The organism is Mucilaginibacter oryzae, assembly GCF_003148845.1.
Lineage (GTDB): Bacteria > Bacteroidota > Bacteroidia > Sphingobacteriales > Sphingobacteriaceae > Mucilaginibacter > Mucilaginibacter oryzae.
The window spans coordinates 323,468-348,749 of record NZ_QGHA01000003.1 but is presented as its reverse complement, the minus strand read 5'-3'; the positions used below and the strand labels follow the sequence as shown (position 1 = coordinate 348,749).

At 46.0% G+C, this 25,282-nt stretch carries 17 protein-coding genes; 7 read left to right on the top strand and 10 right to left on the bottom strand.

Annotated elements, in window-relative coordinates; translation table 11 throughout:
* Window positions 1-10: 10 nt before the first annotated feature.
* From LX99_RS10650 to LX99_RS10625, 6 genes are read right to left on the bottom strand one after another with little or no spacing between them, the layout of a single operon-like run.
* The gene (locus LX99_RS10650; RefSeq protein ID WP_109607868.1) at window positions 11-814 is read right to left on the bottom strand and encodes an SDR family oxidoreductase; all 804 of its coding nucleotides are present in this window, start codon (window positions 812-814) and stop codon (window positions 11-13) included.
* A gap of 3 nt (window positions 815-817) precedes the next feature.
* Window positions 818-2,158 carry an aminotransferase class III-fold pyridoxal phosphate-dependent enzyme gene (locus LX99_RS10645; RefSeq protein WP_109607867.1) on the bottom strand — a complete coding sequence of 447 codons (1,341 nt, stop codon included), beginning with the start codon at window positions 2,156-2,158 and terminating at the stop codon, window positions 818-820.
* 12 nt (window positions 2,159-2,170) lie between these two features.
* Complete coding sequence (locus LX99_RS10640; RefSeq protein WP_022830761.1) at window positions 2,171-3,109, bottom strand: transketolase family protein; 939 nt, start codon at window positions 3,107-3,109, stop codon at window positions 2,171-2,173.
* A gap of 1 nt (window position 3,110) precedes the next feature.
* The gene (locus LX99_RS10635; protein WP_109607866.1) at window positions 3,111-3,968 is read right to left on the bottom strand and encodes a transketolase; all 858 of its coding nucleotides are present in this window, start codon (window positions 3,966-3,968) and stop codon (window positions 3,111-3,113) included.
* Window positions 3,969-3,989: 21 nt separating this feature from the next.
* On the bottom strand, window positions 3,990-4,808 hold the full coding sequence (locus LX99_RS10630) for a cytidylyltransferase domain-containing protein (protein WP_109607865.1): 819 nt from the start codon (window positions 4,806-4,808) through the stop codon (window positions 3,990-3,992).
* 10 nt (window positions 4,809-4,818) lie between these two features.
* Window positions 4,819-5,883, bottom strand: coding sequence for a glycosyltransferase family protein (locus LX99_RS10625; RefSeq protein WP_211319000.1), 1,065 nt, complete (start codon window positions 5,881-5,883; stop codon window positions 4,819-4,821).
* Window positions 5,884-6,619: 736 nt separating this feature from the next.
* Between LX99_RS10625 and LX99_RS10620 the strand changes: the two genes are divergently transcribed.
* Window positions 6,620-7,093 (top strand): Dps family protein, encoded by a 474-nt coding sequence (locus LX99_RS10620; protein WP_109607864.1) that lies wholly within the window; start codon window positions 6,620-6,622, stop codon window positions 7,091-7,093.
* Between the two features lie 15 nt (window positions 7,094-7,108).
* On the opposite strand, the gene LX99_RS25630 is transcribed toward LX99_RS10620, so the two are convergent.
* Complete coding sequence (locus tag LX99_RS25630) at window positions 7,109-7,270, bottom strand: hypothetical protein (RefSeq protein WP_170122669.1); 162 nt, start codon at window positions 7,268-7,270, stop codon at window positions 7,109-7,111.
* Window positions 7,271-7,504: 234 nt separating this feature from the next.
* Here LX99_RS25630 and LX99_RS10615 point away from each other — a divergent pair, with 234 nt between their 5' ends.
* From LX99_RS10615 to LX99_RS10600, 4 genes are all read left to right on the top strand, one after another.
* Entirely contained in the window at window positions 7,505-10,078 is a 2,574-nt protein-coding gene (locus LX99_RS10615) for a BamA/TamA family outer membrane protein (RefSeq protein WP_109607863.1), read from the top strand.
* 278 nt (window positions 10,079-10,356) lie between these two features.
* The gene (locus tag LX99_RS10610) at window positions 10,357-13,737 is read left to right on the top strand and encodes a SusC/RagA family TonB-linked outer membrane protein (RefSeq protein ID WP_109607862.1); all 3,381 of its coding nucleotides are present in this window, start codon (window positions 10,357-10,359) and stop codon (window positions 13,735-13,737) included.
* A gap of 27 nt (window positions 13,738-13,764) precedes the next feature.
* On the top strand, window positions 13,765-15,327 hold the full coding sequence (locus tag LX99_RS10605; protein ID WP_109607861.1) for a SusD/RagB family nutrient-binding outer membrane lipoprotein: 1,563 nt from the start codon (window positions 13,765-13,767) through the stop codon (window positions 15,325-15,327).
* Window positions 15,328-15,403: 76 nt separating this feature from the next.
* Window positions 15,404-16,219 (top strand): tyrosine-protein phosphatase, encoded by an 816-nt coding sequence (locus LX99_RS10600; protein ID WP_109607860.1) that lies wholly within the window; start codon window positions 15,404-15,406, stop codon window positions 16,217-16,219.
* A gap of 111 nt (window positions 16,220-16,330) precedes the next feature.
* Here LX99_RS10600 and LX99_RS10595 read toward each other — a convergent pair whose 3' ends face one another.
* The gene (locus tag LX99_RS10595; protein ID WP_109607859.1) at window positions 16,331-17,302 is read right to left on the bottom strand and encodes a metallophosphoesterase; all 972 of its coding nucleotides are present in this window, start codon (window positions 17,300-17,302) and stop codon (window positions 16,331-16,333) included.
* Window positions 17,303-17,681: 379 nt separating this feature from the next.
* Here LX99_RS10595 and LX99_RS10590 point away from each other — a divergent pair, with 379 nt between their 5' ends.
* Together LX99_RS10590 and LX99_RS10585 are read left to right on the top strand one after the other, a co-directional pair.
* Complete coding sequence (locus LX99_RS10590) at window positions 17,682-23,000, top strand: Ig-like domain-containing protein (protein ID WP_109607858.1); 5,319 nt, start codon at window positions 17,682-17,684, stop codon at window positions 22,998-23,000.
* 73 nt (window positions 23,001-23,073) lie between these two features.
* Window positions 23,074-23,772: a head GIN domain-containing protein gene (locus LX99_RS10585; RefSeq protein WP_109607857.1), complete on the top strand. Its 699-nt coding sequence runs from the start codon at window positions 23,074-23,076 to the stop codon at window positions 23,770-23,772.
* Between the two features lie 179 nt (window positions 23,773-23,951).
* Here the strand turns inward: LX99_RS10585 and LX99_RS10580 are convergent, their stop codons facing one another.
* Window positions 23,952-24,461 carry a hypothetical protein gene (locus LX99_RS10580; protein WP_109607856.1) on the bottom strand — a complete coding sequence of 170 codons (510 nt, stop codon included), beginning with the start codon at window positions 24,459-24,461 and terminating at the stop codon, window positions 23,952-23,954.
* A 313-nt stretch (window positions 24,462-24,774) separates the two neighbouring features.
* Window positions 24,775-25,185 carry a nuclear transport factor 2 family protein gene (locus LX99_RS10570; protein ID WP_109607854.1) on the bottom strand — a complete coding sequence of 137 codons (411 nt, stop codon included), beginning with the start codon at window positions 25,183-25,185 and terminating at the stop codon, window positions 24,775-24,777.
* Between the last annotated feature and the right edge of the window lie 97 nt (window positions 25,186-25,282).

The following is a 25,282-nucleotide window of genomic DNA, read 5'->3' as shown; positions in this document are numbered from 1 at the left end:
TAGGTTTAAATTAAATTGCTGTCCATCCTCCGTCTACCACGAGGTTAGCGCCGGTCATGTAAGCCGACGCCTCGCTGGCCAGAAATATCAATGCGCCCTGATAATCAGAAGCTTTGGCCATTCGGCCTAATAGTGTTTTTGCTGAATAGTTGCCTATAAAATCTTCGGTTTGCCCGGCCTCAACGCCGCCCGGTGATAATGTATTTACCCTTACACCGGTATGGCCCCAATAAGCGGCCAGGAAACGGGTGAAGTTGATAATAGCCCCTTTGGTTACCGGGTAGGCCGCCGATTTATAAAAAGTTTGCTGACCCTGTGCATCACGATAAATGGTTTGATCGGGCCCAACCATACCATAGGTTGAAGCGATGTTGATAATGCTGCCGCTGCCTTGTAATGACATCTGTGTGCCAAATACCTGCGAGCATAAAAACACGCCGGTTACGTTGACGTTAAGCGATAACTGGAAAGCCTCCAGCGGGTAGTTTTCAAAAGCCGAAAGCTCTTTGGCCATCGCCGGGTTTTCAAACTTATCGTTAATAGCAGCGTTGTTCACCAGTATATCAACCGAATCATATTTGTTTAATACGGCGTTAAGCGCGTCAACTAACGATGCTTTGCTGGTTACATCAACTTCAAGGCCCAAATGGTTTTCGCCCAGTCCGGCCGCGAATTTTGCAGTTTGCTCTGCGCCCAAATCAGCTACTACCACGTTGGCGCCAGCTGCTGCAAGGGCTTCGCAATGTTTCCTGCCGATAAGGCCCAAAGCGCCGGTTACTACAGCCGTTTTCCCTTTTAATGAAAAAAGCTCCATGGCTTAGGCGGTGGTTTTAGGTTTGATATTGTAATTGCTCACCTTGCGGAAAACAGCCTCCAGCACTTCGCCTTTCAGGTATTGTTTAACGTTGCCGCTTTCTATGGCTTCTTTAACCAACGGCAGCACATCGCGGTAAGCCGAAAGGATGTAGTTGATATCCTCGGTGGTGTGACTGTAGCACATGTTGTGGAAACCGGCCCAAAGCACCCCGCGTTTTATCATTTCCTGCTGCATCAGCGTTTTTACTTCCAGTCCGTTGCCGACATCCGGGGTAAAAGTTACCATGCTGCGGCAGTTGAAACCTACCGCACGTGTGTATTTATCCATACCTAATTCAATAGCCAGCCCGTTGTAACCATCTTTCAATAAGGCTCCATGCTCATCAAGGTACTGAGGTACGTTTTTATCGCGAAGCTCATTGATGGTAGCGATGCAGGCCGCCAATGATAGGGCCTCGCCGCCAAAAGTGGTATAGCTGAATACTTCTGAATTGAACAGCTCCATTACATCGGCCCTGCCTGTTAATAAGGCGATCGGCATACCGTTGGCGCATGCTTTTGAAAATACGGCCAGATCGGCCTTAACATTAAAATATTCCTGCGCGCCACCCAGGGCTACGCGGAAGCCTGTCCACATCTCATCAAAAATAAGCAGGGTGCCATTGGCCCTACAAGCCTCGGCCAATTCCTGCAGGTAGCCTGGTTTTGGCGCCTCGAAAATAAATGGCTCCAGGATGAGGGCGGCAACGGTTTCATCCAAGGCGGCCTTTACCGATTCGATATCGTTATACTCAAAAGTATAGGTCATATCCTGGATGGCTTCAGGAACGCCCGAGTTGCGGCTGGTGATGCCGATATACCAATCGTGCCAGCCGTGGTATCCACAGCAAAATACTTTATCCCTGCCGGTGAATGCCCTTGCCACGCGGATAGCTGCCGAACAAACGTCGGCACCGGTTTTTGAAATTTTAACGGCTTCGGCATTAGGTACAACCTGCTGAACCAGTTCAGAAAGCTCAACCTCCAGCGGGTGCATCAATGAAAAAGTGATGCCATCGTTTAATTGAGTGCGGATAGCCTCATCAACAGCGGGATAAGCATACCCCAATGAAATAGGGCCGATAGCCGCGTTCAAATCAATAAATTCGTTACCATCCGCATCCCATACATGCGAGCCTTTGCCTTTTACAAGGTATTTAGGCGCTACGCCCTTGGTGAACTGTCCCGGCCCTTTTGCCAAAGTCTGGGTAACCGGTTTCTGCACTTTTAAAGCACGTTCGTATAGTTTGTCCGATTCGGTGATGATCGGGAAATCGTTATTAAGCTCAATTTTATTGGCCATGGTAAATATTTTTTATTCTGAAAATTCAGGGGTTAAAATTTCGGGTTGGTGGTGCGCGGTCTGGTAACCTAAAATCTTTTCGGCTATCTGTTTGCCGGTAAAGCCTTCGTATTCCAATACCGAGGGCAGTAATGCCGGCCTGAACCATTTTTCATGCAGGGCGATAGGCAATACGTTGGCGGTGCTGCGGTTTTTTAGCAAAACTTCGGCAACAATGGTGTAAAGGCCGCCTGTTACAAAGTGATCTTCCAGCGTTACTACCAGTTTGCTTTGGGCCGATGCTTTCAGGATCGCTTCCTCGTCAACCGGTTTAAGGCTGCGCATATTGATCAGGCCTACGGATAAACCTTCGGCTTTCAGCATTTCAACGGCTATCAGCGCCTGTTCAAACAGCAGGCCGTAGGTTAGTATGGTTACATCGGTACCTTCGGTAATTACTTCGGCTTTGCCCATCACAAAAGGCGCGTGGTTGTAGCCGGTTTGGCGGGTATTGATGCGGGTATAGGCGGGGCTTTTGCTTTCCCAGATCTGCGGCAGCATTTTTACCAGGTCATCCTCATCGGCGGGCGCGAAAACGGTTACGTTAGGGATGCCGCGCATGATCGAGATATCCTCGATGGCCTGGTGGGTTGGGCCGTTTCCATCCGATAAAAATCCGGGGATAAAGGAACTTAGCTTTACCGGCAAATTGGCAATGCCCACATCGGTGCGTACAAACTCAAAAGCGCGCATGGTTAAAAACGAGGCCAGCGCGTGAATAACCGGCACACGGCCGCGCAAAGCCAGGCCTGCAGCGGCGCCAACCATAGTTTGCTCGGTTATACCGGTATCAATAAAACGTTTGCCTAATTTGGCGGGCAGGTTGCGTACCAGCGCGCGGTTTTCGGCGGTCATTACTATCACCTGCTCATCGGCAAGCGCGGTTTGGGTTAAAAGTTCTTCGTAACTCATCTTATCTCACCACTAAAGTTTCGGATGTTAATGTTGTATTGTGTTCGCCGTGCAGTTCGAGCAGAAGTTGCTCAACTTCGCCAGCACTGAAATTACAGAACCAGCGGTCGGCACGCTCCTGGATACTTGGCAGGCCTTTACCGCGCATGGTATCGGCAATAAGCACATTCAGTTTACCGGTTTGGAAAGGGTAGGCATTCAGGGCTTCGTCCAGTTCGGCAAAGCTATGCCCGTTAACGCGTTTAACGGCTGCGCCAAAGGCAGCGAATTTATCGGCAAGCGGCTCCAGCGGAATCAGTTCTTCCGTACGCATATTGGCCTGGAACTGGTTGCGGTCAACAATAAAGATCAGGTTATCCAGTTTGTAGGCGTTGGCTACCAGTACGGCTTCCCAGCAGGTGCCTTCGTTCAGCTCCCCGTCGCCCAAAATGCAGATTACTTTATTGGTACTGCCGCTGATTTTCAGATCAAGGGCAACACCAAGCGCCACAGATGGCAAGTGGCCCAACGAACCGGAATGAAATTCGATACCCGGGATTTTGGTGTTGGGGTGCCAGTAAATATGATCGTTTAATAAAAGGTGATTTTTAAGGCGTTCTTTTTCCAGTAAACCCAACTCGGCAAAGGTGCCGTACAGGGCGGGTACGTCATGACCCTTGGATAGGAAAAGGTAATCGCGGTCCGGATCGTTCAGGTTATCCTTGTTGATGTTTAAAAAACGGCTGTACAGGTACACGATCAGGTCCACTGCCGATAGCGACGCGCCGGTAAAGCACCCCCCGTCTGTCGACATACGGATAATATGCTCTCTTACTTTAAGGGCCGTAGCTGTTAATTCTTCGTAATTCTTGTTCTCCACGCTATGTTCTTCTTTGTGTTGCTATAAAGTTTCTGAAGGCGCCTGCCGGGTTTTATCGGCCGATACGGTTTTCAGTTCGTTAATATGGTGACGGTACCAGTTCACGCCCGCGTATTGGGCGTTGATGTTGTAGATTTCGGGTTTTTGATTTAGCAGGTCAAGAATATCCTGGCATGAAAAGGCCGCGTTTTCGGGGTAAAGTTCCCTGAAAACCCTTTCTATAAAATAATAGTCCTCCGCATAATCAATGGTAAACCTGTGCGACATGGAGTAATCAAGCCCTGTTGTCCACACGAAATTGCCTATCCTGAAAAGGCCGGGGTTTTCCCATATGTAGGGGGTGGTATGCTCCAGCTCCAATGGCCTTGTCGCTTGCTCGCGGGCTTTGGTGAGGCACTCCATGGTCATGATCTCCACATCGTTTCCGTCAGGGTAGGTGGCGGGATGCAGGTTGCTTACAAAATCGTATTGGTCCCTGTTGGCAAAGAAGTAATCCAGCACTTCATCAACAATTCGCGGATCGATCAGCGGGCAATCAGACGGGATTTTCAGTACGACATCGGCATGGAATAATTGAGCCGCCTGATAATGCCTGTCGAGCAGGTTGTTGAGGCTGCCGCGAAAACAGGGTATGCCGATGGCCTCGGCCTCGGCCTCAATAACATCATCATCCGCAGTTTCGGATGTGGCAACCAGCAGTTGTGCCTGGTGTTTGATCATTTGCAGGCGCTCAACCATCCGCGCAAGCAAGCTTTTGCCCAATATCGGCAGCATTACTTTGCCCGGTAAACGGCTTGAGGCCATGCGGGCCTGTATTACTATAAGTATTCTCTCTGTCATGGTAATTTGATTACCAGCTTTCTACTAATTCGGGCTTCAGTTGCAGGCTTGCTTTTTTAGCCTGGTATTGCGCTAAAACCATATCTGGGCTGTAGTTTTCGGGGGCGCCGTTGTAGTTGATATAGTCCCGGCAAAGGGCCGCTATATTTCCTGCAGATGCGCCACCGTTTTGAATTGGTGTAAGCCGTTTTAACTCATCCACATCAAATAAGGAATGCACTTTTTTACCAAGCGCAATGCCTGTATAAACCACGGTTGAGTACTGGGTGATGAGCTCGACACAATTGGCTATCATGTGGTTGGTGTTGCCTTTACTATAAATAAGTGTACCCGCCGGGGTGTTGGCCTTAATTTCCCGCTCGGCCCGTTCAACATTTTCGTTTGGGTGAAGCTTAAACAGCAAGGGGCGGCCATTGGCAATAGCAATTGCTTTTTTAATAAAAGCTACCCGGTTTTCAAAACGGAAGGTTTCGCGCATATCTGTAGTGGCAACCATTACATAACCATGGTGCGGGAAATCGTTATTGATATGCTGCGCCAGGTTATCGTAGTTAGGGATGCCTGTTACCACGATTTTGTTTTCGGGTGTGCCCTTGGCAGCAAAATACTGGCGATACCCCTCGGATGCGGCGCAATAGATATCGCAGCGGTTTGACGAGCCGTTAAGTGATGTATTGCCGCAAAGCGTTGGCGGTAATTTTAAATGGCGCACCACGTGGCTCCAAGGCGTGTAACGGTCTATCATTCCTTCCTGCACCCAAATAGTTTTGGTTTGGCGCATGCGGCGCGGTACAATCAGGTCGGTACAAAACACCACAAGGTCGTATTTGTTTTTGCGGGCAGCAAAATCAATCTGCAGGTTGTGATTATTTAAATATTCTTCAGCTATCAGCCTGAATTTGTTGGATAATACCGTGCCGTTTAGCAGGCTGGTATCATTTAAAATATAGTTAAGCGTGGTATTATCTGTAAACAGCTGGCTAAACCAGCAATCAAACTCAGGCAGCTCATTGGCTATCTGGTGCATTTGCGTGGTTTGGTTAATTGAGCCGGTAATGAATAATATTTTCTTCATCCTTTTATTTCAATCAGGTTTAGTTTAATGAAATTTCCCTGCTGATGAACAACTCAAGGTATTATTCGAATTTGGAGTAATTCTGTAGAAAGTCATCAGCAAACAGCATCTCCCGTTCGGGGTGCTATCCGTTCGAATGTATTTCATATCAAATATTCTTAGGGGCATTTCTTTATAAATTCTTCAAAAATTATGTGATTAATAATATGTAGCTTAAGTCACATAATTAAGAAAACTATAATTTGATAAATGTAGGCTCACTGTTTTTAAATAATACGAAGTTATTGTTATTAAATTATTAAGCCCATATTGCGAGGAAATTATTTATTAACAAGAGGCTGTATAGTGTTAATAATCAGGTCGTCAGGTTGTAAATTAGAGGTTTATTGTCAGGTAATTTGACATTAAGTTTACACAGGGTACATGTGTTGAGCCCTTAAGTAAGTGCCCGGCGCAGGAGAAGTTTAAAAAAGCAGTACCTTTTATGTTAAAGAGAACCGCTTTAAGGTCTGTTCCTGTTATATATAATATTCCGCTTGGGAGATTTATTGGATGAGATTCCCGTTTAAGTGTGGGGAAGACCGCTAAACTCAGGGCGTTTTTGTCATTACAAAGTATAAGTGATAAATGTTATTTTTTATAAGCGCTGTGCTTTCTATTTTAGCGCCGGTTAGTTGGACCAATACAGGTACAGCTTGAATCGACATTGAACAATACATCTATAAAACATAAAAACATGGAACCTAAAATTGGTATTACCCCCGAAAACCTGGCTAAAGTTGCCCATGCGTTAAACGCTATATTGGCCGACGAATTTGTATTATATACCAAAACCCGTAACGCGCACTGGAATATTGAAGGCCCCGATTTCCACAGCAAGCATTTATTTTTCGAATCGCAGTACAATGAGCTGGACGAGATTGTGGATAGCATAGCCGAACGAATCCGCTCATTAGGCCATTATGCTCCGGCAACCCTGAAAAGCTTTTTACAATTAACCCATCTTTCAGAGCAGTTGCACGAAAAAAATGACGGCGATGGTTTTATCCGCGAATTGCTTAACGATCATGAAAGCGTGATCATCAACCTGCGCGAAAATATCAACTATTTTGCAAACGATCTGCATGATGCCGGTACCAGCGATTATATCACAGGCTTGATGGAAACCCACGAAAAAATGGCCTGGATGCTAAGATCGCATTTAAGATAAGGCTAAAAAGCAGCACTATCTTTTATTGAGTTTTATTTTTGGTGATAGCCTGGCGGGTAGGGATACCTGCCAGGCTATTACATTAAATAAGATCCGGATGGCGGTAATGATTAATACTATCATTTCGCCTGAAAAGTTAACCGGCGCGTCAACAGATTTATAAATGTAAATCAGCATAAAAAACTACCGTGTTAAGGCTGCCGTTTCGTCGGTAAAGGCGCGCCAAGGCTACGGCACTCTGGATTATGCCGTATCAATTACCGGGATCATTATTGGTTAAATAACGATATATCGCCGTTTGATTAAAATTGTTTTTGTTTAATTTATTGATAGTTAAGTGCTTGTGCTTTGGCGCGCAACTTGTTTGCGCATTTTTGTATTTTTAAGTGCCCACATGTAAAGCAAATACCCATGATAAAAAAATTACTCCTGTCTTCTTTATTAATACCCGCCGGTTTTTACGCCCGGGGGCAGGCTATAGCCCCTTCGGCCTGGCAAAAGTTTCCTGATAGCACGGTTGTAGCTGTGCATGCCTCTTATGATCAGGTGAGCAGGATCCACCGTTGGTTGTTTGGTGAAAATTACCGTAAAGACTGGGCCATGAAGGTTAAACTGCCCGTAATCAAGTTATCGCAGGTAAACGGCGGCTTAAGCCCTTTAAAACAGGGTGGGGGTATGGAATCAAAATCGTTGAGGCTGGAAGATAAAACAGGCCGTGAATGGGTATTGCGAAGCGTTGAAAAAGTACCCGATAAACTACTCCCGCCAAATTTACAGGGAACTTTCGCGGTTGATTGGGTTGGCGACGAGTTTAGCGGTCAGCATCCGTACAGCGCTTTAGTGGTGCCGCCGCTTGCCGAGGCCGCCAACGTTCCGCATGCAAACCCGGTAATAGGTGTTGTTGCAGACGACCCTGTGCTGGGCCAGTACAGCAAAACTTTTGTTGGGTTGGTATGCCTTTTAGAGGAGCGGGAACCCGTTGGCCACTCTGATAACACTTTTAAAATGCAGGACGCGCTTTTAAAAAGTAACGATAACCGCGTAGATGGCCGCGAATTTTTGAGGGCAAGGCTGCTCGACCTGCTCATGACGGATTGGGACCGCCACGAAGACCAATGGCGATGGGCAGATACCAAAAATGGTAAGGGTAAACTTTATACCGCCGTTCCGCGCGACCGCGACCAGGTTTTTCACGTTACACAGGGTGTTTTCCCGTCAATCGCTTCATGGTCATGGATCGATCCTACGTTGGAAGATTTTGATCCGGCTATTCCGCGTGTTAAGTATTCATTATTTAAAACCCGGTTTATGAAGGAATATCCCGACGCGCAGCTTCCTTACGATGAATACATGAAGATAGTGAATGCGTTTGTAAAGGCCGAGACCGATGCCGTACTTGAAGCAAGCTTGCAAAGGTTGCCCAAGGAAATTTACCAATTCCGCCACGATGAGCTGCTGGCTAAACTGAAGCAACGGCGCGACGATATCCCCCGGGCAATGACCGCTTATTACAAGTTCATTAACCGGATAGTAGATATCCGCACTACCGATAAAAGCGAATTGATTACCGTAACCGATGGCCCTGATAAGGCTACGCGGATAACAGTAGCAAGAATAAATAAAGAGGGCGAAACCAAAGATCAGCTCATGGATATGCTCTATCAGCCGGATATTACGAAGGAGATCAGGCTTTTTACATCTGCCGGTGATGATAAAGTGCAGATCAACACCGCGAATTCACCTATAAAATTAAGGCTGATAGACAGTGTTGGTGATAAAACTGTTGATGTAAAACAGGCGTCGCGCCGGGTGCAGTTTTATGGCCGCAAAAACAATATTACGTTTATCGGCGATACCGACAGGCTGAACAGGCATTTATCAAACGATAGCTTAAATACACAGTTTTTGCCAACCAACTTATATAATGTATGGATGCCGCTGGCTACCGCCGCGTTAAATAAGGACGACGGCTTTTTATTGGGCGCAGGTTTTAAATATACCGGTTATGATGGTTTTAGAAAGTTGCCATACTCAACCGTACAGCAGTTAATGATCACGCACTCGTTTGCTACCGACGCGTTCAGGATCAGGTACAGCGGCGAATGGATAGACGTTTTTGGCAAAGCGGATTTTACCATGCAGGCCAATATTCAATCGCCGGATAATACCGTGAACTTTTTCGGGCTTGGTAACGAAAGTACGCTTAACAAATTTAAGGGTTACCGCACCTTTTACCGTACACGTTATGATATTTACCAGTTTGATCCGGCATTGCGCTGGCATACCGGTAAAAACAGCGATATCAGCGCGGGACCATCATTTCAGTTTTATCATCTCGATCTTAACGATAACGCCGGCAGGTTCATCAGCCAAACATCGCTCATCAATTCGTACGATAGCCTGACGGTTGGTAAGGATAAGGCCCACCTTGGCGCGCTCATTAATTATACCACCAATCAGCGTGATAATAATATCCTGCCTAAAAAGGGTTTCTATTTTACGGTAACCGCGCAGGGATATACCGGCCTTAATGATGATTCAAAGTCGTTTGTGCAGATAAAGCCTGAATTTACCTGGTACCAAAGCCTTACTCCGGGCGGTGCTGTAGTGCTTTCGGACAGGGTAGGGGGCGGCGTTAGCTTCGGTAAACCGGCATTTTATCAGTCGCTGTTTTTAGGTGGCCAGGGCAATTTACTGGGTTACCTGCAAAACCGTTTTGCGGGCAAGCATATGGTATTTAACAATCTGCAGGCAAGGGTTAAACTGGCGGATATAGCCAGTTATATATTACCGGGGCAGCTGGGCCTGGTAGGTTTTTACGATGCCGGCCGCGTTTGGGTTGATAACGAGCATTCTGATAAATGGCATACGGGCACCGGCGGCGGCTTATATTTTGCACCCGCCAGCTTAACAGTGCTTCAGTTACTGGCAGGCCATTCAACTGAAGGATGGTACCCCTACATATCGCTTAACTTCAGGTTGTGATTTGTTCATAGGATAAATTGGATAACGATAACAAAAGAGCCGAAACCCTGCCAACCAGGATTTCGGCTCTTTTTTGTATTGGAGATTCTTTTAAGTATGTAAGCCGTTGCCGTGCCAAATGGTGGTAATGTTAAAAGAATTAAGAAATATTTAACATTAAGTAATAAAACGGAGCTTAAAAATATATTTGTTTATAATTCCTTATTCTTATATTATCAATGTGAAAATCCTGTCTTAATACTGCTAAGGTAGCTTTGTTGCAAACTAACTGTATTGCAATGAAACAAAATTTACTCAAAATTTCACGGTTGTTCATGCTTTTAGCGATAGGTGTGCTTGCTTACAGCACTTCTTTCGCACAAAGCCTAACAATCAGGGGTATCGTTTTAGACGAAACCAATCACCCGCTTCCGGGCGTAAGTGTACAAATTAAAGGCACAACCTTTGGTACGGTAACAGGCACCGAGGGCCGTTTTACGCTTGCTGTTGAAAAAGGCAAAGTATTAACTTTCAAATTTATCGGGTATACACCTCAGGAGGTAACCATCGGTAACGAAACCAATATTTCTGTTCAACTAAAATCTGATTCAAAGGCATTATCAGAGGTTGTGGTAACTGCTTATGGCGTGAAAAAGGAAACCCGCAGACTGGGTTATACCGTTCAGGAAGTTAAAGGCCCTGAATTGGTTAAAGCCCGTGATCCGAACCCCATCAACTCGCTGGCCGGTAAAGTAGCAGGTTTAACAGTAGGTACCAATGCCGAGATGTTAGGCCGCCCGGAGATTGTTTTACGTGGTAGCAAAGACCTTTTGTTTGTGGTTGACGGCAGCCCCATCAACTCCGATACCTGGAACATCAGCCCTGATGATATCGATACTTATACCGTGTTAAAAGGCCCTAACGCCGCTGCGTTATATGGTTCAAGGGGTATCAACGGCGCTATTATCATCACCACTAAAAAAGGTACTACAGATAAAAAAGGCTGGGAAGTTAACGTTAACAGCAGTACCTTATTTGAAGGCGGCCTGATCGCTTCGCCGGAGGCTCAAACTGAATACGGTCGTGGTAACGCTTACCACTACGAATATCAGGCAAAAGATAACAGCAACGTTTACGTTCCTTCTGCCGATGTTTTGTATGATAACGCTAACCGTTTAGGCGAATATGGTCCTCGTTTTGAAGGCCAGTTATTACGCCAATATGATAGCCCTTACGATCCGGTTACCGGCAAACGTACACCTACGCCGTGGACCGCGCGTGGCAAAAATAACTTTGATAACTTCAGGCAAACCGGTTTAATTTCAACCAACAATTTAGCTGTGGCTGCAAGCGGTTCAAATTACAACACCCGGTTTTCATATACCCACATGTATCAAAAGGGTATGTTCCCTAATACAAAGTTAAATTCTGATAACTTCAGCCTTAACGCCAGCTATAACATTACACCTAAGTTGACTATTGACGGAAATATCAACTTCAACAAACAATACACGCCGAACATCCCGGATGTTAGCTACGGCCCTAATAGCTACATCTACATGTTTAAGGTTTATGGTTCGGCTGATTATGACGTTCGTGATCTTGAAGATATTTACAAAGGCCCGATGGGTGTGCCGGATCTGGTTCAGTACGCGCAGGAGTATGGTCGTTTAAATAACCCATGGTTCATGGCAAAAAAATGGCTGCGCGGTCATGACAAAACTGATATCTACGCTTACCTGCGTTTAAATTATAAAATCACCAATGATTTGAACGTAAGTTTGCGCTCGCAAATCTCTACCTGGAACCAAGAAAGAACCGAGCAGGTGCCATCATCAGCTAACTTAAATGCCTACACCAAGTGGTATTATTTTGGCTGGTATGGTGACTATCGTCAGGACGACCGTAAATTGTTTGAAAACAATACCGACCTGCAAATCAACTACAACAAAACTTTTGGTAAGTTTAATGTAACGGGCTTATTAGGTGGTAATTCACGTTCATTTACGTATAATTCGTTTTATGGTACAACCCGTGCTTTAGCAGGCCCTAACGCTTATATTTTATCAAACTCGCAGCAGTTAGCGCTTACCTATAACTGGGATTCAAAAATGCAGGTTTATAGCGGTTATTATTCATTTGATATCGGTTATGATAAATACCTTAACGTAAACACAACGGGCCGTGTTGATAAATTATCAACTTTTGCTCCTGGTCATGATAAATTTTTCTATCCTTCAGTTTCGCTTTCAACCGCTGTATCTGATTATGTTAAATTGCCGGAGGCTATCAGTTTCCTGAAATTCAGGGCCTCTGAGGCAGTGCTTAAAGCTGGTTTGACGCAATCAACCGTGGCAAGCGCATATACACAGGTTCAAAACACGCCTGGTGTAACTACTAATACCTTGCTTGGCTATGGCACTGAGTTATATAGCTCTTATGATGGACCAAGCTACGGCAACCAGGATCTTGCCTCTTACACATCCCTTTACAATAATACGCCATCGGTTGTTTATTCAAACACCAAGGCCAATCCAAACCTGCATTCTTTAAAAAGGGTATCATATGAAGCAGGTATGGATGTTAAGTTCCTGAAAAACCGTTTAGGCCTGGATGTTACTTATTTTGATACGCAAAACGGTCCGCAGATTTATCCATTCCCAACTGATCCTGCTACCGGTTACAACGCTAATAACCAAAACGCGGTTACTACGAAAAGAGCAGGCTGGGAGATTTCATTGTCCGGGTCTCCTTTCCGTAATAAAGACGGATTTTCATGGGATGTGAATGTAAACTATTCAACATTTAAGGAAACGCTGAAAGATATCGGTTATAATAACGTTCAATCAATTGCACTTGTGGCTAACCATAATTTTGCTATAGGTGATAGGGTTGATGAAGTATTTGGTACCAAATTTTTAAGAGACCCGGCAGGTAATATTATTTATGATGCAGGTGGTGCTTTGTTAAAGGCATCTGGTTCAAACAGCCAGGTTTACGGATCATTGGGTCACTTAAATCCTGACTTTACTTTTGGTGTGAACAACCGCTTTTCATACAAAAATTTTAGCTTCAGTTTCCAGTTTGATGGCCGTATAGGTGGTGTTATTTATGATTATAACTACTACGCGGCACGTCAGGGCGGTACTGATCTTTCAACAGTTCAGGGTGTTATTGGTGCAGCCCGTTTGGCTGAGTGGAATTCTACCAAGGTGGGTACGCAGGCGCCTACTCCGTCTTTATTAGGTAATGAGCAAGGTGCAGGCGTTAAAATTGTTAGTGGTACGCCTAAGTTTCAAAATGGTGTTATCTCAAATTTAAGCGAGTTAACATTTGCTCCTAACACTACTCCTATTACCGTTCAGGGTTATTTAAATGGTAACGTTAAATCTATCGACGAGGCCTTTATGATCAGCAGGTCATTTGCCAAATTACGTGAGGTTACTATCGGCTATAACGTTCCGGCAAAATATCTCAGAAACTCAGCTATTAAAGCAATATCGTTCTCCTTAGTTGGTCGTAACCTGTTGTACTTTGCCGCCCGCAAAGACTTTGATATCGATCAATACGCTTCTGGTTATAACTCGGCCGACGGTACAACCGGTGGTGCGCCTTCAAACGGTGCATTACAAAGTACAACTGCCCGCAGGTACGGTTTTAACCTCAATGTAACATTCTAAAATATTTTATAAAACATTTTTATAAAGATGAAAACTTTAAAAGCAATAACAGCTGCAGTGATCTTGGCTACGTCAATCACGGGTTGCCAAAAGGGTAACCTCAATTTAAGTCCCAACGCTGTTAACTCAAATTCAAGAATTCCGGTGTCGCTGATCGTTAACCACCTTACAGCGGTATTAGTACGTTCTGAAGAAGCGCCTTTTGGTGATGTAAATAAATCAAACCAGTTCCAGGTGTCAAACTATACTAAATATTGGGGTACTAACGAGGATTCCTGGTCGTATAGTGCGCATAGCTATGAATTGTTAAAATATGCAGTGCAATTGGAATTTCAGGCAAAAAACCAGTTTGGCAATACAACCAATAAGTATTTTGCACTATCTAAGTTCTTTCGCGCATATTCCGCAATCTGGTTGTCTCAAAGGGTGGGTGATGTTCCTATGAGCCAGGCGGGTGATATCAATTTCCTTACGCCTGTTTTTGATACGCAGCACGATGTTTATAAAAACTCGTTGCAGTTGCTTGATGACGCTAACAAAATCTTGGCTACTTTAGGTTCTCCCGGAAGTGTTTTTGATAGTGGTGATATTTTTGGCCTAACTAATTTGCAGTGGCAAAAAGTTATCAATACCTACAGGTTAAGGATATTGATAAGTTTAAGTAAAAGGGCAGACGATAACGCGGATTTAAACGTTAAATCGCAGTTTGCAGCTATTGTTGGTGATCCGGCTACATATCCGATCATGACAGCCAATACTGATAACGTAGTATATAAATATACAACGGCTACTCCTTACCCGATTTTCGCTTCGGGTAGTAATTCATACAATAACTTTATGAATGTTGGTAAAACCGTATTGGATATTACAACGTCTACAAAAGATCCCCGCACATTTTTAATGGCTACGCCTGTAACTAAAACAAATGTCGGCGATTTTTCAAACTACATAGGCGCTGATCCGGGAACACCGATATCAACCCTGCAAAACGACGCCGCCAAATATTCAAACTTTAATGGTATGCGTTATTTTGGTTCAGCTACCGGCGCTACTGCCGAGCCGTTTATATTTATCGGTTATCCTGAATTATGCTTCAATATTGCCGAAGGTATTAACCGTGGCTGGGCTCCAACGCTTACCGCAACCGATGCAAAATCGTGGTATGATAAAGGTATCGCTGCTTCATTCAGCAATTTCGGTTTAAACGTTAATGCAAATTCAACGGTTTCGATATCCGAAGTAGGTGGTAAAAGCATAGGTACAGTCACTACAGATAACGCGACATTTCTTGCTAATGTGAGCTATAATTTAAGTTCACCTACAGCAGCTCTTGCTCAAATTTTACAACAAAAATATGTTGCTTTTTTCATGAACTCGGGTTGGGAAGCATATATGAACCACCGCCGTACCGGTTTACCGGCATTTAGCGAAGGTGGCACCGGTTTAGGTACTCCTGGTGGTAAATTACCACGTCGTTGGTTGTATCCTTTAGATGAGATTAACGCCAATAATGCTAATTACCAGAAGGCTATCGCCAGCCAGTTTGGCGGTACTGATGATGTATTTAAAGATACCTGGCTTACCAAATAAAAAAATATATACGTACACTAATTAATTGAAACAGCGGCCCGGTTTAGGGCCTCTGTTTTTTCCATTTAAAACGGATATGAGAAAGTTAATTTTAATTTTAGCTGTTTGCCTCGCGGGGCAGGCTGAAGCCCAGATTGCCGATAGCGCCAAACGTAAAGTAGAATTACAGGGCGCTGTAAACTTCCGGGATCTTGGCGGTTATGCTACTAAGGATGGACACCATGTAAAATGGGGTAAGGTATACCGCAGCGCCGATATGAGCAAGCTCACCGATCAGGATCTGGTCGCCTTAGCCGAACGCAAAATAGCCTATGATGTTGACCTGCGCGGTACCCAGGAATCGAAACAGGCGCCGGATAGGCTGAACCCTAATACCGATTATATTTTATGCCCGGCCGGAAGTGATGATGCCAACAGCAATATGATGCAGAGCCTGAGGAAAACAACCCATGGCGATTCGGTGATGACGGCCTATTACGCCAACACTACTTTCCTGGCCGAAAGGTACAAGCCGTTTTTCGGTAAGTTGCTCGCCATGCCCGAAGATAAGAGCCTGGTGTTTCATTGTACCGCCGGTAAAGACCGCACCGGTATAGGCGCTGCCTTATTGCTGTACAGCTTGGGCGTGCCGTACGAAACCATTATGAAAGATTATGAAGCCTCGAACTATTACCGCGCTGCCGAGAACCGGAAATCGGTTAACGGCATGGTGAAATTTATGAAGATTGACGAAAATGTAGCCAAAGATGTGCTGAGTGTTAAAAAAGAATATCTCGACGCTACTTTTACCGCCATTAAAAAGCAATACGGCTCGATAGATAATTATCTGAAAACCCAGATCGGCTTAACAGATAAGGATATCAAAGCGCTGAGAGCTAAGTTTTTGGATTAAGCGGCACTGTATAACATAAAAAAGCCGGAATGAGAATAGTTCATTCCGGCTTTTTATGTTTTTGGGCATTAAAAAGTTTAAACGGTCGCTCACCCCTTAGGGGGGTGGGGGCTACTTCGTCAATGTAGTTTCGTACAAAACCTTACCAGCCATGTTGATAGCTTTCACATGCAGTTTATTACTGTTGATGGCAAAGTACATAAACCCATGCTCCGACGCCTCAAATTTACTGTAGGGGATGCCCGATGTAACCGGGGTAAGTTCAGAACCGGCACCCGATATAAACTGGTGCGTATATCCTTCAGGTTTGAGGTGCTGCAGGGAATGATCATGCCCCGAAAGGTAAACATCAATTTTATACTTCTCAAAAATACCGGCCAGCTTTTCGCGGATGGTTAGCGTATCGTAGTTTTTAATCCGCGGGCCAACGGTGTAGTAGGGGTGGTGCCCGATGATCATTTTCCATTTAACATCGGCCCCCGCGTTTTTGAGTTGCTCGTTAATCCATACCATCTGCTCCTCAACCTGCTGCTTTTTATCGTCGTGAAGCATAGGGTCAGTATCAATCATCAGCATTAATACTTTATCAGTTTTGCCCAGCGAAAATTCTTTTTTATAGTATAGAGAGGGCATATTCCAGCGGCGGCTTACCTTACTGTAGCGTACCTGCGCCAGCGGATCGGCCCCCCAGTCGTGGTTGCCTAAAACCGGGTACCAGTTACATTGCAGCGAATGCGCGGTATAAATATTTTCGAACGAATAGTGGAAAAGCGGGTCGTTTTCACTGATTACGCCCAGCGGATAAAAGTTATCCCCAACAGAAATCACAAAATCGTTGGGATTGGCTGCGCCCCACAGGCCCATTTGCCTGGCTACCTCGGTCTGGTCGTATTCGCCATTGCGGCCCCAATCGCCGATAGCCATAAAATGTACGTTAAATTCATCTTTCAGGCTTGCCGACGGCGAAAGGTCATCGCTTTCAAAATGGGTTACATTTTCAGAGGCCATGGCGGCTAAGGGTGTTATAACAGATGCGCTGAGCGCCGTAATGGTGGTGTTTTTAATAAAATCCCTACGTTTCATTTAAAATGAGTATTTGGTTTCAAAGGTATTTAAGTTGCCCTCCGCCGATGATAAGCAAAATTTAACTAACTGTAATCATTATGTTAAACAGGCTTGGTTTTTTCTTTTTGTTTAAGCCGGATTGGATGGGAACCGTCAGGTAATTAGTGATTTACGGTTTAACTACTTTCTTCTTCGTTAAATAAAATTGCCGAAAAGTTAATGTTTAAACTTTTAAACGGAACCATTTAGGTAATAGCACCGTATAAGCACTACCTGATTAATTGTACCGGCGCTGTTGAGTTATTTATCGCCCTGAACATAAATACTCAGCAAATAGTTTGTCCGTGACAGCCTTATGGAGTGCTAACAGAGTGGTTTAATGGATTTTTAGAGGTTCATGCGCAATCTTTATTTTGTTGTATTATTATTTTTGTTTCTGGTGCCGGGATGGAATGCGAAGGCGCAAAATTGTACACTTACGGTAGCCCTGTCATCATCAGAAACCATCATTTGCTCAGGGGGGCTGGTGGTTTTAAAGGCCACGGCTTCGGCCGGTACGGGGCCTTACACTTATTTATGGAACACGGGCGAAACCGGCGAAAGCATCAGCGTTAACAAAGCGGGTACGTATACCGTAACCGTTACTGATAAAACACCGGGTTGCAAAGGCGTTGTTAAAAATATCACCTTAACCGAATCAACTACCCCGGCGGCGCCTACAGCAAAAAACGCGGTGATCTGTCATAACAGTCCGGCAACGCTTACGGCCACCGCCCCGGGCGGCGATTACCAATGGTACGACGCTGCGGTTGGCGGCAATTTTCTGGCAAGCGGCGAGACCTACGTTACCCCGGCCATAACGAGTACCACAACTTTCTATGTACAAACTACAATCGGTGGTTGTACAAGTCAGCGTACCCCGGTTACGGTTTTTATAACTAACAAACCAACTGTTACCGGTGCCACTGTTTGCCAGGGGGGGATCGCGACTTTACAGGCCAGCGGTGCCGACAGCTATAGCTGGTATGATTCGTCAACCGGCGGTACGGTTTTGCAAACCGGGCCATTGTTTAAAACACCTCCATTGCTTAACACAACCGTTTATTACGTAGTTGGGGTAACCAACGGTTGTACCAGTTCGCCGGTGCCGGTCACGGCATGGGTTAGCCCGCCGCCGCCAACGCCTGTAGTAAAAGATGTGAAGATCTGTTCAGGAGACGTAGCCTCCTTGCATGCCGATGCGCCCACCGGTTTTTTTGATTGGTTTGATGTTCCGCAGGGAGGTACCTCGCTGATCTCCAGCCCCGATTATACTACCCCGGCTTTAACAGCCAGTAAAACATACTACGTGCGGGTAAGGCTTAATGATTGCGAAAGCCCGCGTGTACCGGTAAATGTAATAGTAAACCCTATTCCGCAGGTCCCTGCCGCTCAAACCACAACTATCTGTTATCATACATCCGCTACCTTAACGGCCTCGGCAAACCCGCAGGGTACTTACGCCTGGTATGATGCCGAAACCGGCGGCCGCCTCCTTAAAAGCGGACTTACATTTACCACGCCGTTATTGACAGGCACTACTACTTATTACGTTGAAAACCATTCGGATGCGGGTTGTATAAGCAAGCGCGCCCCCGTACAGGTTATAGTTAACCAGCCCGTAGCCGCGCCGGTAATCGCGGGTGCTACAATTTGCCCGGGATCGCAGGCTACCTTGTCGGTGATCTCGCCAGGCAATGGTATTTATCAGTGGTATGATGCCGCTACCGGCGGGAAGCTTTTACAAACAGGAACAAGTTATACTACACCGGCATCAACAGTTAACAAAACCTATTACGTGCAATTAACTGCCAATAGCTGCACCAGCGAGCGTACCGCGGTAGAAGTTACCGTATTACCGCCGGTACCAGCCCCAAAGGTACCTGATGCCACCGTTTGCTATAACGGCGCGGCGGTACTTAACGCGACCGGGACAGGCGGGAGTGTTGCCTGGTATGACAGCCCGGTGGGCGGAACCCTGTTATCATCAGGCGAAAGCTATGTTACGCCTGATTTAACTGCTTCAACCACCTACTACGTGGAGAGCAGGGTTAATGATTGCGTGAGCGGGCGCACTGCTGTTAGGGTTAATGTTACTCCCCGTCCATCAGTGCCAGGTGTTGAGGATGCTTCCGTTTGTTCCGGTTCATCAGCCAGGTTATCGGCTACGGGCAGCGGCACTATCGAGTGGTTTGGCTTGCCGACAGGAGGCGCTCCCTTGTTTACCGGCAGCGTTTATAATACGCCGGTGATCTCCGAAAAAACCACCTACTATGTACAAAGCCGGCTGGGTGATTGTACAAGCCCACGGGTACCGGTAACCGTAAGCATTAACAGTAGTGGCAGCGATGTCCGGTTTTCGTACTCCTCAGGTACATTTACGCCTGGAAGCCCAAACCCGAAGCCGGTGATCACAAGTCCGTCCGGAGGTACTTTTACCTCGTCGCCGGAGGGTTTGGTATTTATTGATAACCATACCGGCGAAATTGATATCAAAGCAAGTAAGCCCGGCCGCTATACTGTTACGCTAACGGGTAACGGCCCCTGTGCTGCAACTTATAGTGCCGGGGTGAATATTGTTTCGGTACTGAGCCCCGGTTTTAGTTATGACGGGCCTTTTTGCCGGTTTGGCGCCAACCCAAAGCCTAAGTTCTCTCCAAACGCGGGCGCGGGCGTTTTTAAGGCCACACCCGCAGGATTGGTATTTGTTAGCGCTGCCACAGGCGAAATTGATCTGCGTAAAACACAGCCCGGAAAGTACGATGTTACCAATACCATTTATAATCCCGACGGAACAGTTGCCGGTTCGGGAACCGCCAAGGTTACCATTGACCCAGGCGCGACAGCCAATGCCGGTCCCGATCAAACCGTACAACCAGGCGAAGCGGTTCAGCTTAGCGGCAGCGTAGAGGGCGTTACAGGCGGACGATGGTCGGGCGGGCTGGGCAAATTTTCTGATGCTACCAAACTGGATGCAGTATATACCCCCGCCGCGGGCGAAAGGCAGGTAACACTTACCTTAACTTCAAATGATCCTTCGGGAAGTTGCGGCCCGGGTGTTGATAGGGTTGTTATTACCATAAACAGCACGGTACCGCCGCCCACCGCCGTCGGCACCACTACCTGTTTGGGGAGTATCGCCACGGTATCGGCTACAGGGCCGGGTGGTACCTACAGATGGTACGGTGCGCCCGAAAATGGTAAAGAACTCTCAACCGGGCCAAACTTTATTACGCCGCCACTTACGCAAACCACCACTTACTATGTAAATACAACCATCGGCAGCCAAACAAGCCCCATGACAGCCGTAACCGTAACGGTTAACGGGCAACTGCCTGCGCCGGTAGCCAAAAGCCAGGCAGCCTGCCAAAGCAGCCGCACCAGCCTTACGGCAAGTGGATCGGCGGGGAGTTACCAATGGTACGACGCGCCTGTCGGCGGCACCCTGCTTTGGGTTGGCGATACTTATGTAACGCCGGCTATCATAAGCAATACCAGTTATTATGTACAGGCAGTTGTTGATGGTTGCGTGAGCCCACGTACAAAGGTTGATGTAACGGTAACGCCATTGCCCAAAATAACAAGCGCTTCGGCCAATATTGTTTGCAGTGGCTTAGCCCAGGCTTATACCATCACTGCCGATCAGCCGGGGGCTGCGTTTATATGGTCGCGTGCAGCGGTAGAGGGGATCAGTAACCCCGCGGTATCCAACCAGTCATCGTCTCAAATTAACGAAACGCTCACCAGCACTAAAGCCGATCCTGTTGATGTTACCTATGTTATTACCCCGGTTATCAAGGGCTGTTCGGGTAACGCCTTTAATTATGTGGTTACCGTGTACCCAACACCAATGGTTACCAGCGCGCCGACGTCAACACTTTGTAATATGACAACCGGTAACTATGCCGTTGCTTTTAGTACGCCTGTGATGGCTTTTAACTGGTCGCGCGAGGCTGTGCCGGGCATTAGTAACCAAACGGTTACGGGGCAGATGGCAAGCGTGATCCGCGAGGTGTTATATAACACAACCAATGCCCCTGTTAACGTAACTTACACGTTTAATTATCAAACCGGAAACTGTACAGGACCTACTTTTAAATGGGTAGCCACGGTTAATCCGTCCGTTACCGTCAACAGCAAGGCTACCGACGAAATTTGCAGTGGTTCGGCTTTAGATTATACCATTACCTCAAATGTACCTTCGGCAACTTTTACCTGGAGCCGGGCGGATGTTACGGGTATCAGCAACCCTGCTTCGGGCACACAAACGGGCAACAAGATCAACGAGGTATTGGTAAACAAGGGCGTGTCTGCCGTAAACGTTGTATACGTGATCAGACCATCGGCATTTGGTTGCGATGGCAATCCGTTTTTCTACGTGGTTAAAGTTGAACCTGAAATTCCTCAAAGGCGGATCCGTGCCAATTCGCCGATCTGTTTAAATAGTGATATCAAATTGAATGTTGATGCCATAGCTAATGCAACTTATGCCTGGACTGGTCCCGGCAATTACAAGTCATCAGCACAAAACCCGGTGATAAAAAACGCTACGACCAATATGGGTGGCTTGTATAGTTTATATGTTACCATAAATAACTGCACCACTTTGGTTGACACCGTAACCGTACGCGTAAACCAGCCACCAACCGCCAATGCCGGAAAAAACGTTACCGCCTGTTTAACCGATCAGTACGTTCAATTGGGCGGCGAAATTGGCGGCGGAACAAAAACCGGTGTATGGTCAACCAGCGGTAAAGGACGCTTTTTGCCGCTGAATAATGACCTGAATGCCCGTTATGTACCGGCAGAAGAAGACAAAGCAGCCGGTTCGGTGGTTCTTACCCTTACGTCGACCAGTAAGGATCATTGTAAGGTGGCCACCTCCGATATGACCATCACCTTCGGCAGGGTGCCGGGTGTTGAAGCTGGCGCGGGTATTGACGTTTGCGAGCAGCAACAAAAAGTAAAGCTGGATGGAACTGTTTTTGCGCCGGGCGGCGGTAAATGGTCAACCTCCGGAACGGGTACTTTCCTCTCGCCCGAAAGCGAAAATGGCGCTGTATACCAGCCATCTGCTGATGATGTGAAAAAGGGTTCGGTTAAACTCACGCTTACTGCCAACAACCCCGGCCAGTGTTATTTAGCAACGGACGACGTGACCATCACTTTTCTGCCGCCGCCAAAAGTTAACGCCGGTGGGGTACGTTATGTGCAAAAAGGTCATACCATTACTTTAACCCCAACCGTAAGCGATGAAAACGTACAATACCGCTGGGTTCCGGCCAGGGGCCTGAACGATGATAAGATTAAAGAGCCAACGCTTACCGGCGATGCGGATGCTGTTTATACCTTGTATGTAACCGATAAATTAGGCTGTGTGGCACAAAGCCAGGTATTGATAAAAGTATCGCCGGATATTACCATACCTAATACCTTTACGCCTAACGGTGATGGTTTTAATGATTTTTGGGAGATCAGGGGCCTGGTTGCCTATGAAAGCACTACGGTTGACGTGTTTAACCGGTATGGTGAAAAGTTATTCCATTCGATAGGGTATGGCACGCCCTGGGATGGTGCTTTTAACGGTAAACAACTGCCTCCGGGCGTTTACTATTACATTATTGATATGAAACTGGGAAAGCCGCCCTTATCCGGGTCGGTTACTATTTTACGATAGGCTATAGCGTAAATGTAAAAAGCATTGCAACGTTTTTAAAGGTGATGTCGTCATATAAATAAAAAAGGCGATCATGAAAAAACTAATCTTCTCGTTAATGGCTTCTGTACTGGTTGTTTCGGTAGCTGTTAAAGTATCTGCGCAAACGGTAACCCGCGATGTTTCCGGTTATAACGGTATAGCCTGTGGCGGCCCTTTTCATGTTTTTATTAAAATTGACGGAACAGAAGGCGTAAAGCTCGACGTTGATGCCAACATTGTTGATGATATCAAAACCGAGGTGGAAAACGGGATCCTTAAAGTTGAATTTAAAAACCACTGGAAAAGCCATGGCAACATACAGCGTGCTGATATTTACATTTCGGCCAAAACTGTAGCCTACCTGGCCAACAGCGGTTCAGGTAACACCACTGTTGATGGCGTGATGACAGCCGAAAACGCGAAGATCGCGCTAAGCGGTTCGGGTAATATTAAAACCGCGGTTAAATCGGGTACGCTTGATATAAAGATCAGCGGTTCCGGTTCGATAGATGTTAAAGGCAGCACCGGGTTGGCCGAGTGCCGTATCAGTGGTTCGGGGCAGATCAACGGTAAATCATTAAGCACCGAAACAGTAGAGGCTTCGATAGCCGGATCGGGTGATATAAATATTATGGCCAGCAAAAAGGTATCGGCACGTATTTCCGGTTCGGGTAGTGTGCTATATTCTGGTTCGGCAAGCATTGGCGAAACCCGCTATGCCGGCTCGGGCAGGATAAGCAAGGCTGATTAGATAAACTGGGTTCAGATCTTTGAAAGACCGCCCGCATGTATTTTTTGTATTACGGACGATTGAGTTGAAGAGCTCAATTTCAAGAGGTTGGACACTTATCTTCTTTAAAAAAACTAAATACCCCCAAAAAAGCCCTCCAACAAGGAGGGCTTCAATCAAAATATGCCGCATATAAAATATTACATAGATGGACTTAGCGCCGCTTTTCGTTGCTTGCGCAGCTTAACGGCCTGGTAAATCATGATAGCGGCAAATACCGTTAACAGTACCAATAATCCTGTTTTAACCACCGGTGAATCCGGGCCATTGGCCAGGGGTTGCTCAACCGGGAGGCGGGTAAGCGTTTCAACAACTGCCGGCACTAGCGAAAAAAACAAGGTAGCCGTCATACCCACGGTTTGCACATAATCTGCCTTGCCGTCAAAAATGCGTAATGCGGGCGCGTAATAAACAAAGGGCAGCAATATCAGGATAAGGAACGAAAGATTATGGGCACTGCTCAGGTGACCGGTTTTCATCACCAGGAACGACGAGAGGCAGGCCAGCACAGTGAATACGCCATAAATTTTTCCGTTTTTTGATTGTGGACTGATTTTCCCATCCTGGAATAAAGCCATAAAACCTACGGCTACGCCAACAATACTGATGGCAGTATGAATGGCTCCGAATGTTGATAAAGCGTTTGGCATGATAAAAAGTTTTAAGGTTAAAGTATTGTTTTTTAATGATTTGGATTTTTGTATACCATTGTTTATTCAATACTTATGCCGCCGCTTTAAGTTATTGATAATAAGCTATTTGTGCTTTGTGTTGTTGGCTTTTTATGACGATATACCGTTAGCGCGGTTCGTTAATTACGATATACAGCAAAACCAATGTTTTGTTATACGCAAAATCATATCCAACAAGGCCTTGAGCAAATTATGCAATGCCGCAAACTAAGTTACACTAAGTTACCGCTTTATAAATCAGGTTCCAGATAACAGGTTGCTGTAATATGAATTACAGCCGCCTGTCTGCTTCTTTAATCGGCACATCATTGATACTGGCATAACGTTTTTGCATTAACCCGTTTTCGTCAAATTCCCAGTTTTCGTTACCATAAGCGCGGAACCATTCGCCATCGGCATTTTGATATTCATACTCAAAACGCACGGCTATGCGGTTATCGGTAAATGCCCAGAGTTCTTTTTTAAGCTTGTAATTGAATTCCTTTTGCCACTTGCGGGTTAAAAACTCAACCACCTGTTCGCGGCCGTTAACAAATTCCGACCGGTTGCGCCATTCGGTATCGATGGTATAAGCTAACGATATCCGTACCGGGTCCTGGCTGTTCCAGGCATCTTCGGCTAATTGAACTTTTTGTATAGCGGTTTCCCGGGTAAAAGGAGGGAGCGGAAGTTTCTGTTCCATATTATAATAGTTTAATTATACAACAAAAGTAGTGGTCTGTAAACCAATGCAATTGTACTATTCAGGGATGTTGTTGTACTTGTTTTATTGATACCGG

Bases quoted from the DNA above. Each gene is read 5' to 3' on its own strand.
- LX99_RS10595 (WP_109607859.1), bottom strand. From the start codon at position 17,302: ATGAAACGTAGGGATTTTATTAAAAACACCACCATTACGGCGCTCAGC.
- LX99_RS10645 (WP_109607867.1), bottom strand. From the start codon at position 2,158: ATGGCCAATAAAATTGAGCTTAATAACGATTTCCCGATCATCACCGAA.
- LX99_RS10570 (WP_109607854.1), bottom strand. From the start codon at position 25,185: ATGGAACAGAAACTTCCGCTCCCTCCTTTTACCCGGGAAACCGCTATA.
- LX99_RS10630 (WP_109607865.1), bottom strand. From the start codon at position 4,808: ATGACAGAGAGAATACTTATAGTAATACAGGCCCGCATGGCCTCAAGC.
- LX99_RS10615 (WP_109607863.1), top strand. From the start codon at position 7,505: ATGATAAAAAAATTACTCCTGTCTTCTTTATTAATACCCGCCGGTTTT.
- LX99_RS10580 (WP_109607856.1), bottom strand. From the start codon at position 24,461: ATGCCAAACGCTTTATCAACATTCGGAGCCATTCATACTGCCATCAGT.
- LX99_RS10585 (WP_109607857.1), top strand. From the start codon at position 23,074: ATGAAAAAACTAATCTTCTCGTTAATGGCTTCTGTACTGGTTGTTTCG.
- LX99_RS25630 (WP_170122669.1), bottom strand. From the start codon at position 7,270: ATGCTGATTTACATTTATAAATCTGTTGACGCGCCGGTTAACTTTTCA.
- LX99_RS10650 (WP_109607868.1), bottom strand. From the start codon at position 814: ATGGAGCTTTTTTCATTAAAAGGGAAAACGGCTGTAGTAACCGGCGCT.
- LX99_RS10620 (WP_109607864.1), top strand. From the start codon at position 6,620: ATGGAACCTAAAATTGGTATTACCCCCGAAAACCTGGCTAAAGTTGCC.
- LX99_RS10590 (WP_109607858.1), top strand. From the start codon at position 17,682: ATGCGCAATCTTTATTTTGTTGTATTATTATTTTTGTTTCTGGTGCCG.
- LX99_RS10605 (WP_109607861.1), top strand. From the start codon at position 13,765: ATGAAAACTTTAAAAGCAATAACAGCTGCAGTGATCTTGGCTACGTCA.
- LX99_RS10640 (WP_022830761.1), bottom strand. From the start codon at position 3,109: ATGAGTTACGAAGAACTTTTAACCCAAACCGCGCTTGCCGATGAGCAG.
- LX99_RS10610 (WP_109607862.1), top strand. From the start codon at position 10,357: ATGAAACAAAATTTACTCAAAATTTCACGGTTGTTCATGCTTTTAGCG.
- LX99_RS10600 (WP_109607860.1), top strand. From the start codon at position 15,404: ATGAGAAAGTTAATTTTAATTTTAGCTGTTTGCCTCGCGGGGCAGGCT.
- LX99_RS10625 (WP_211319000.1), bottom strand. From the start codon at position 5,883: ATGAAGAAAATATTATTCATTACCGGCTCAATTAACCAAACCACGCAA.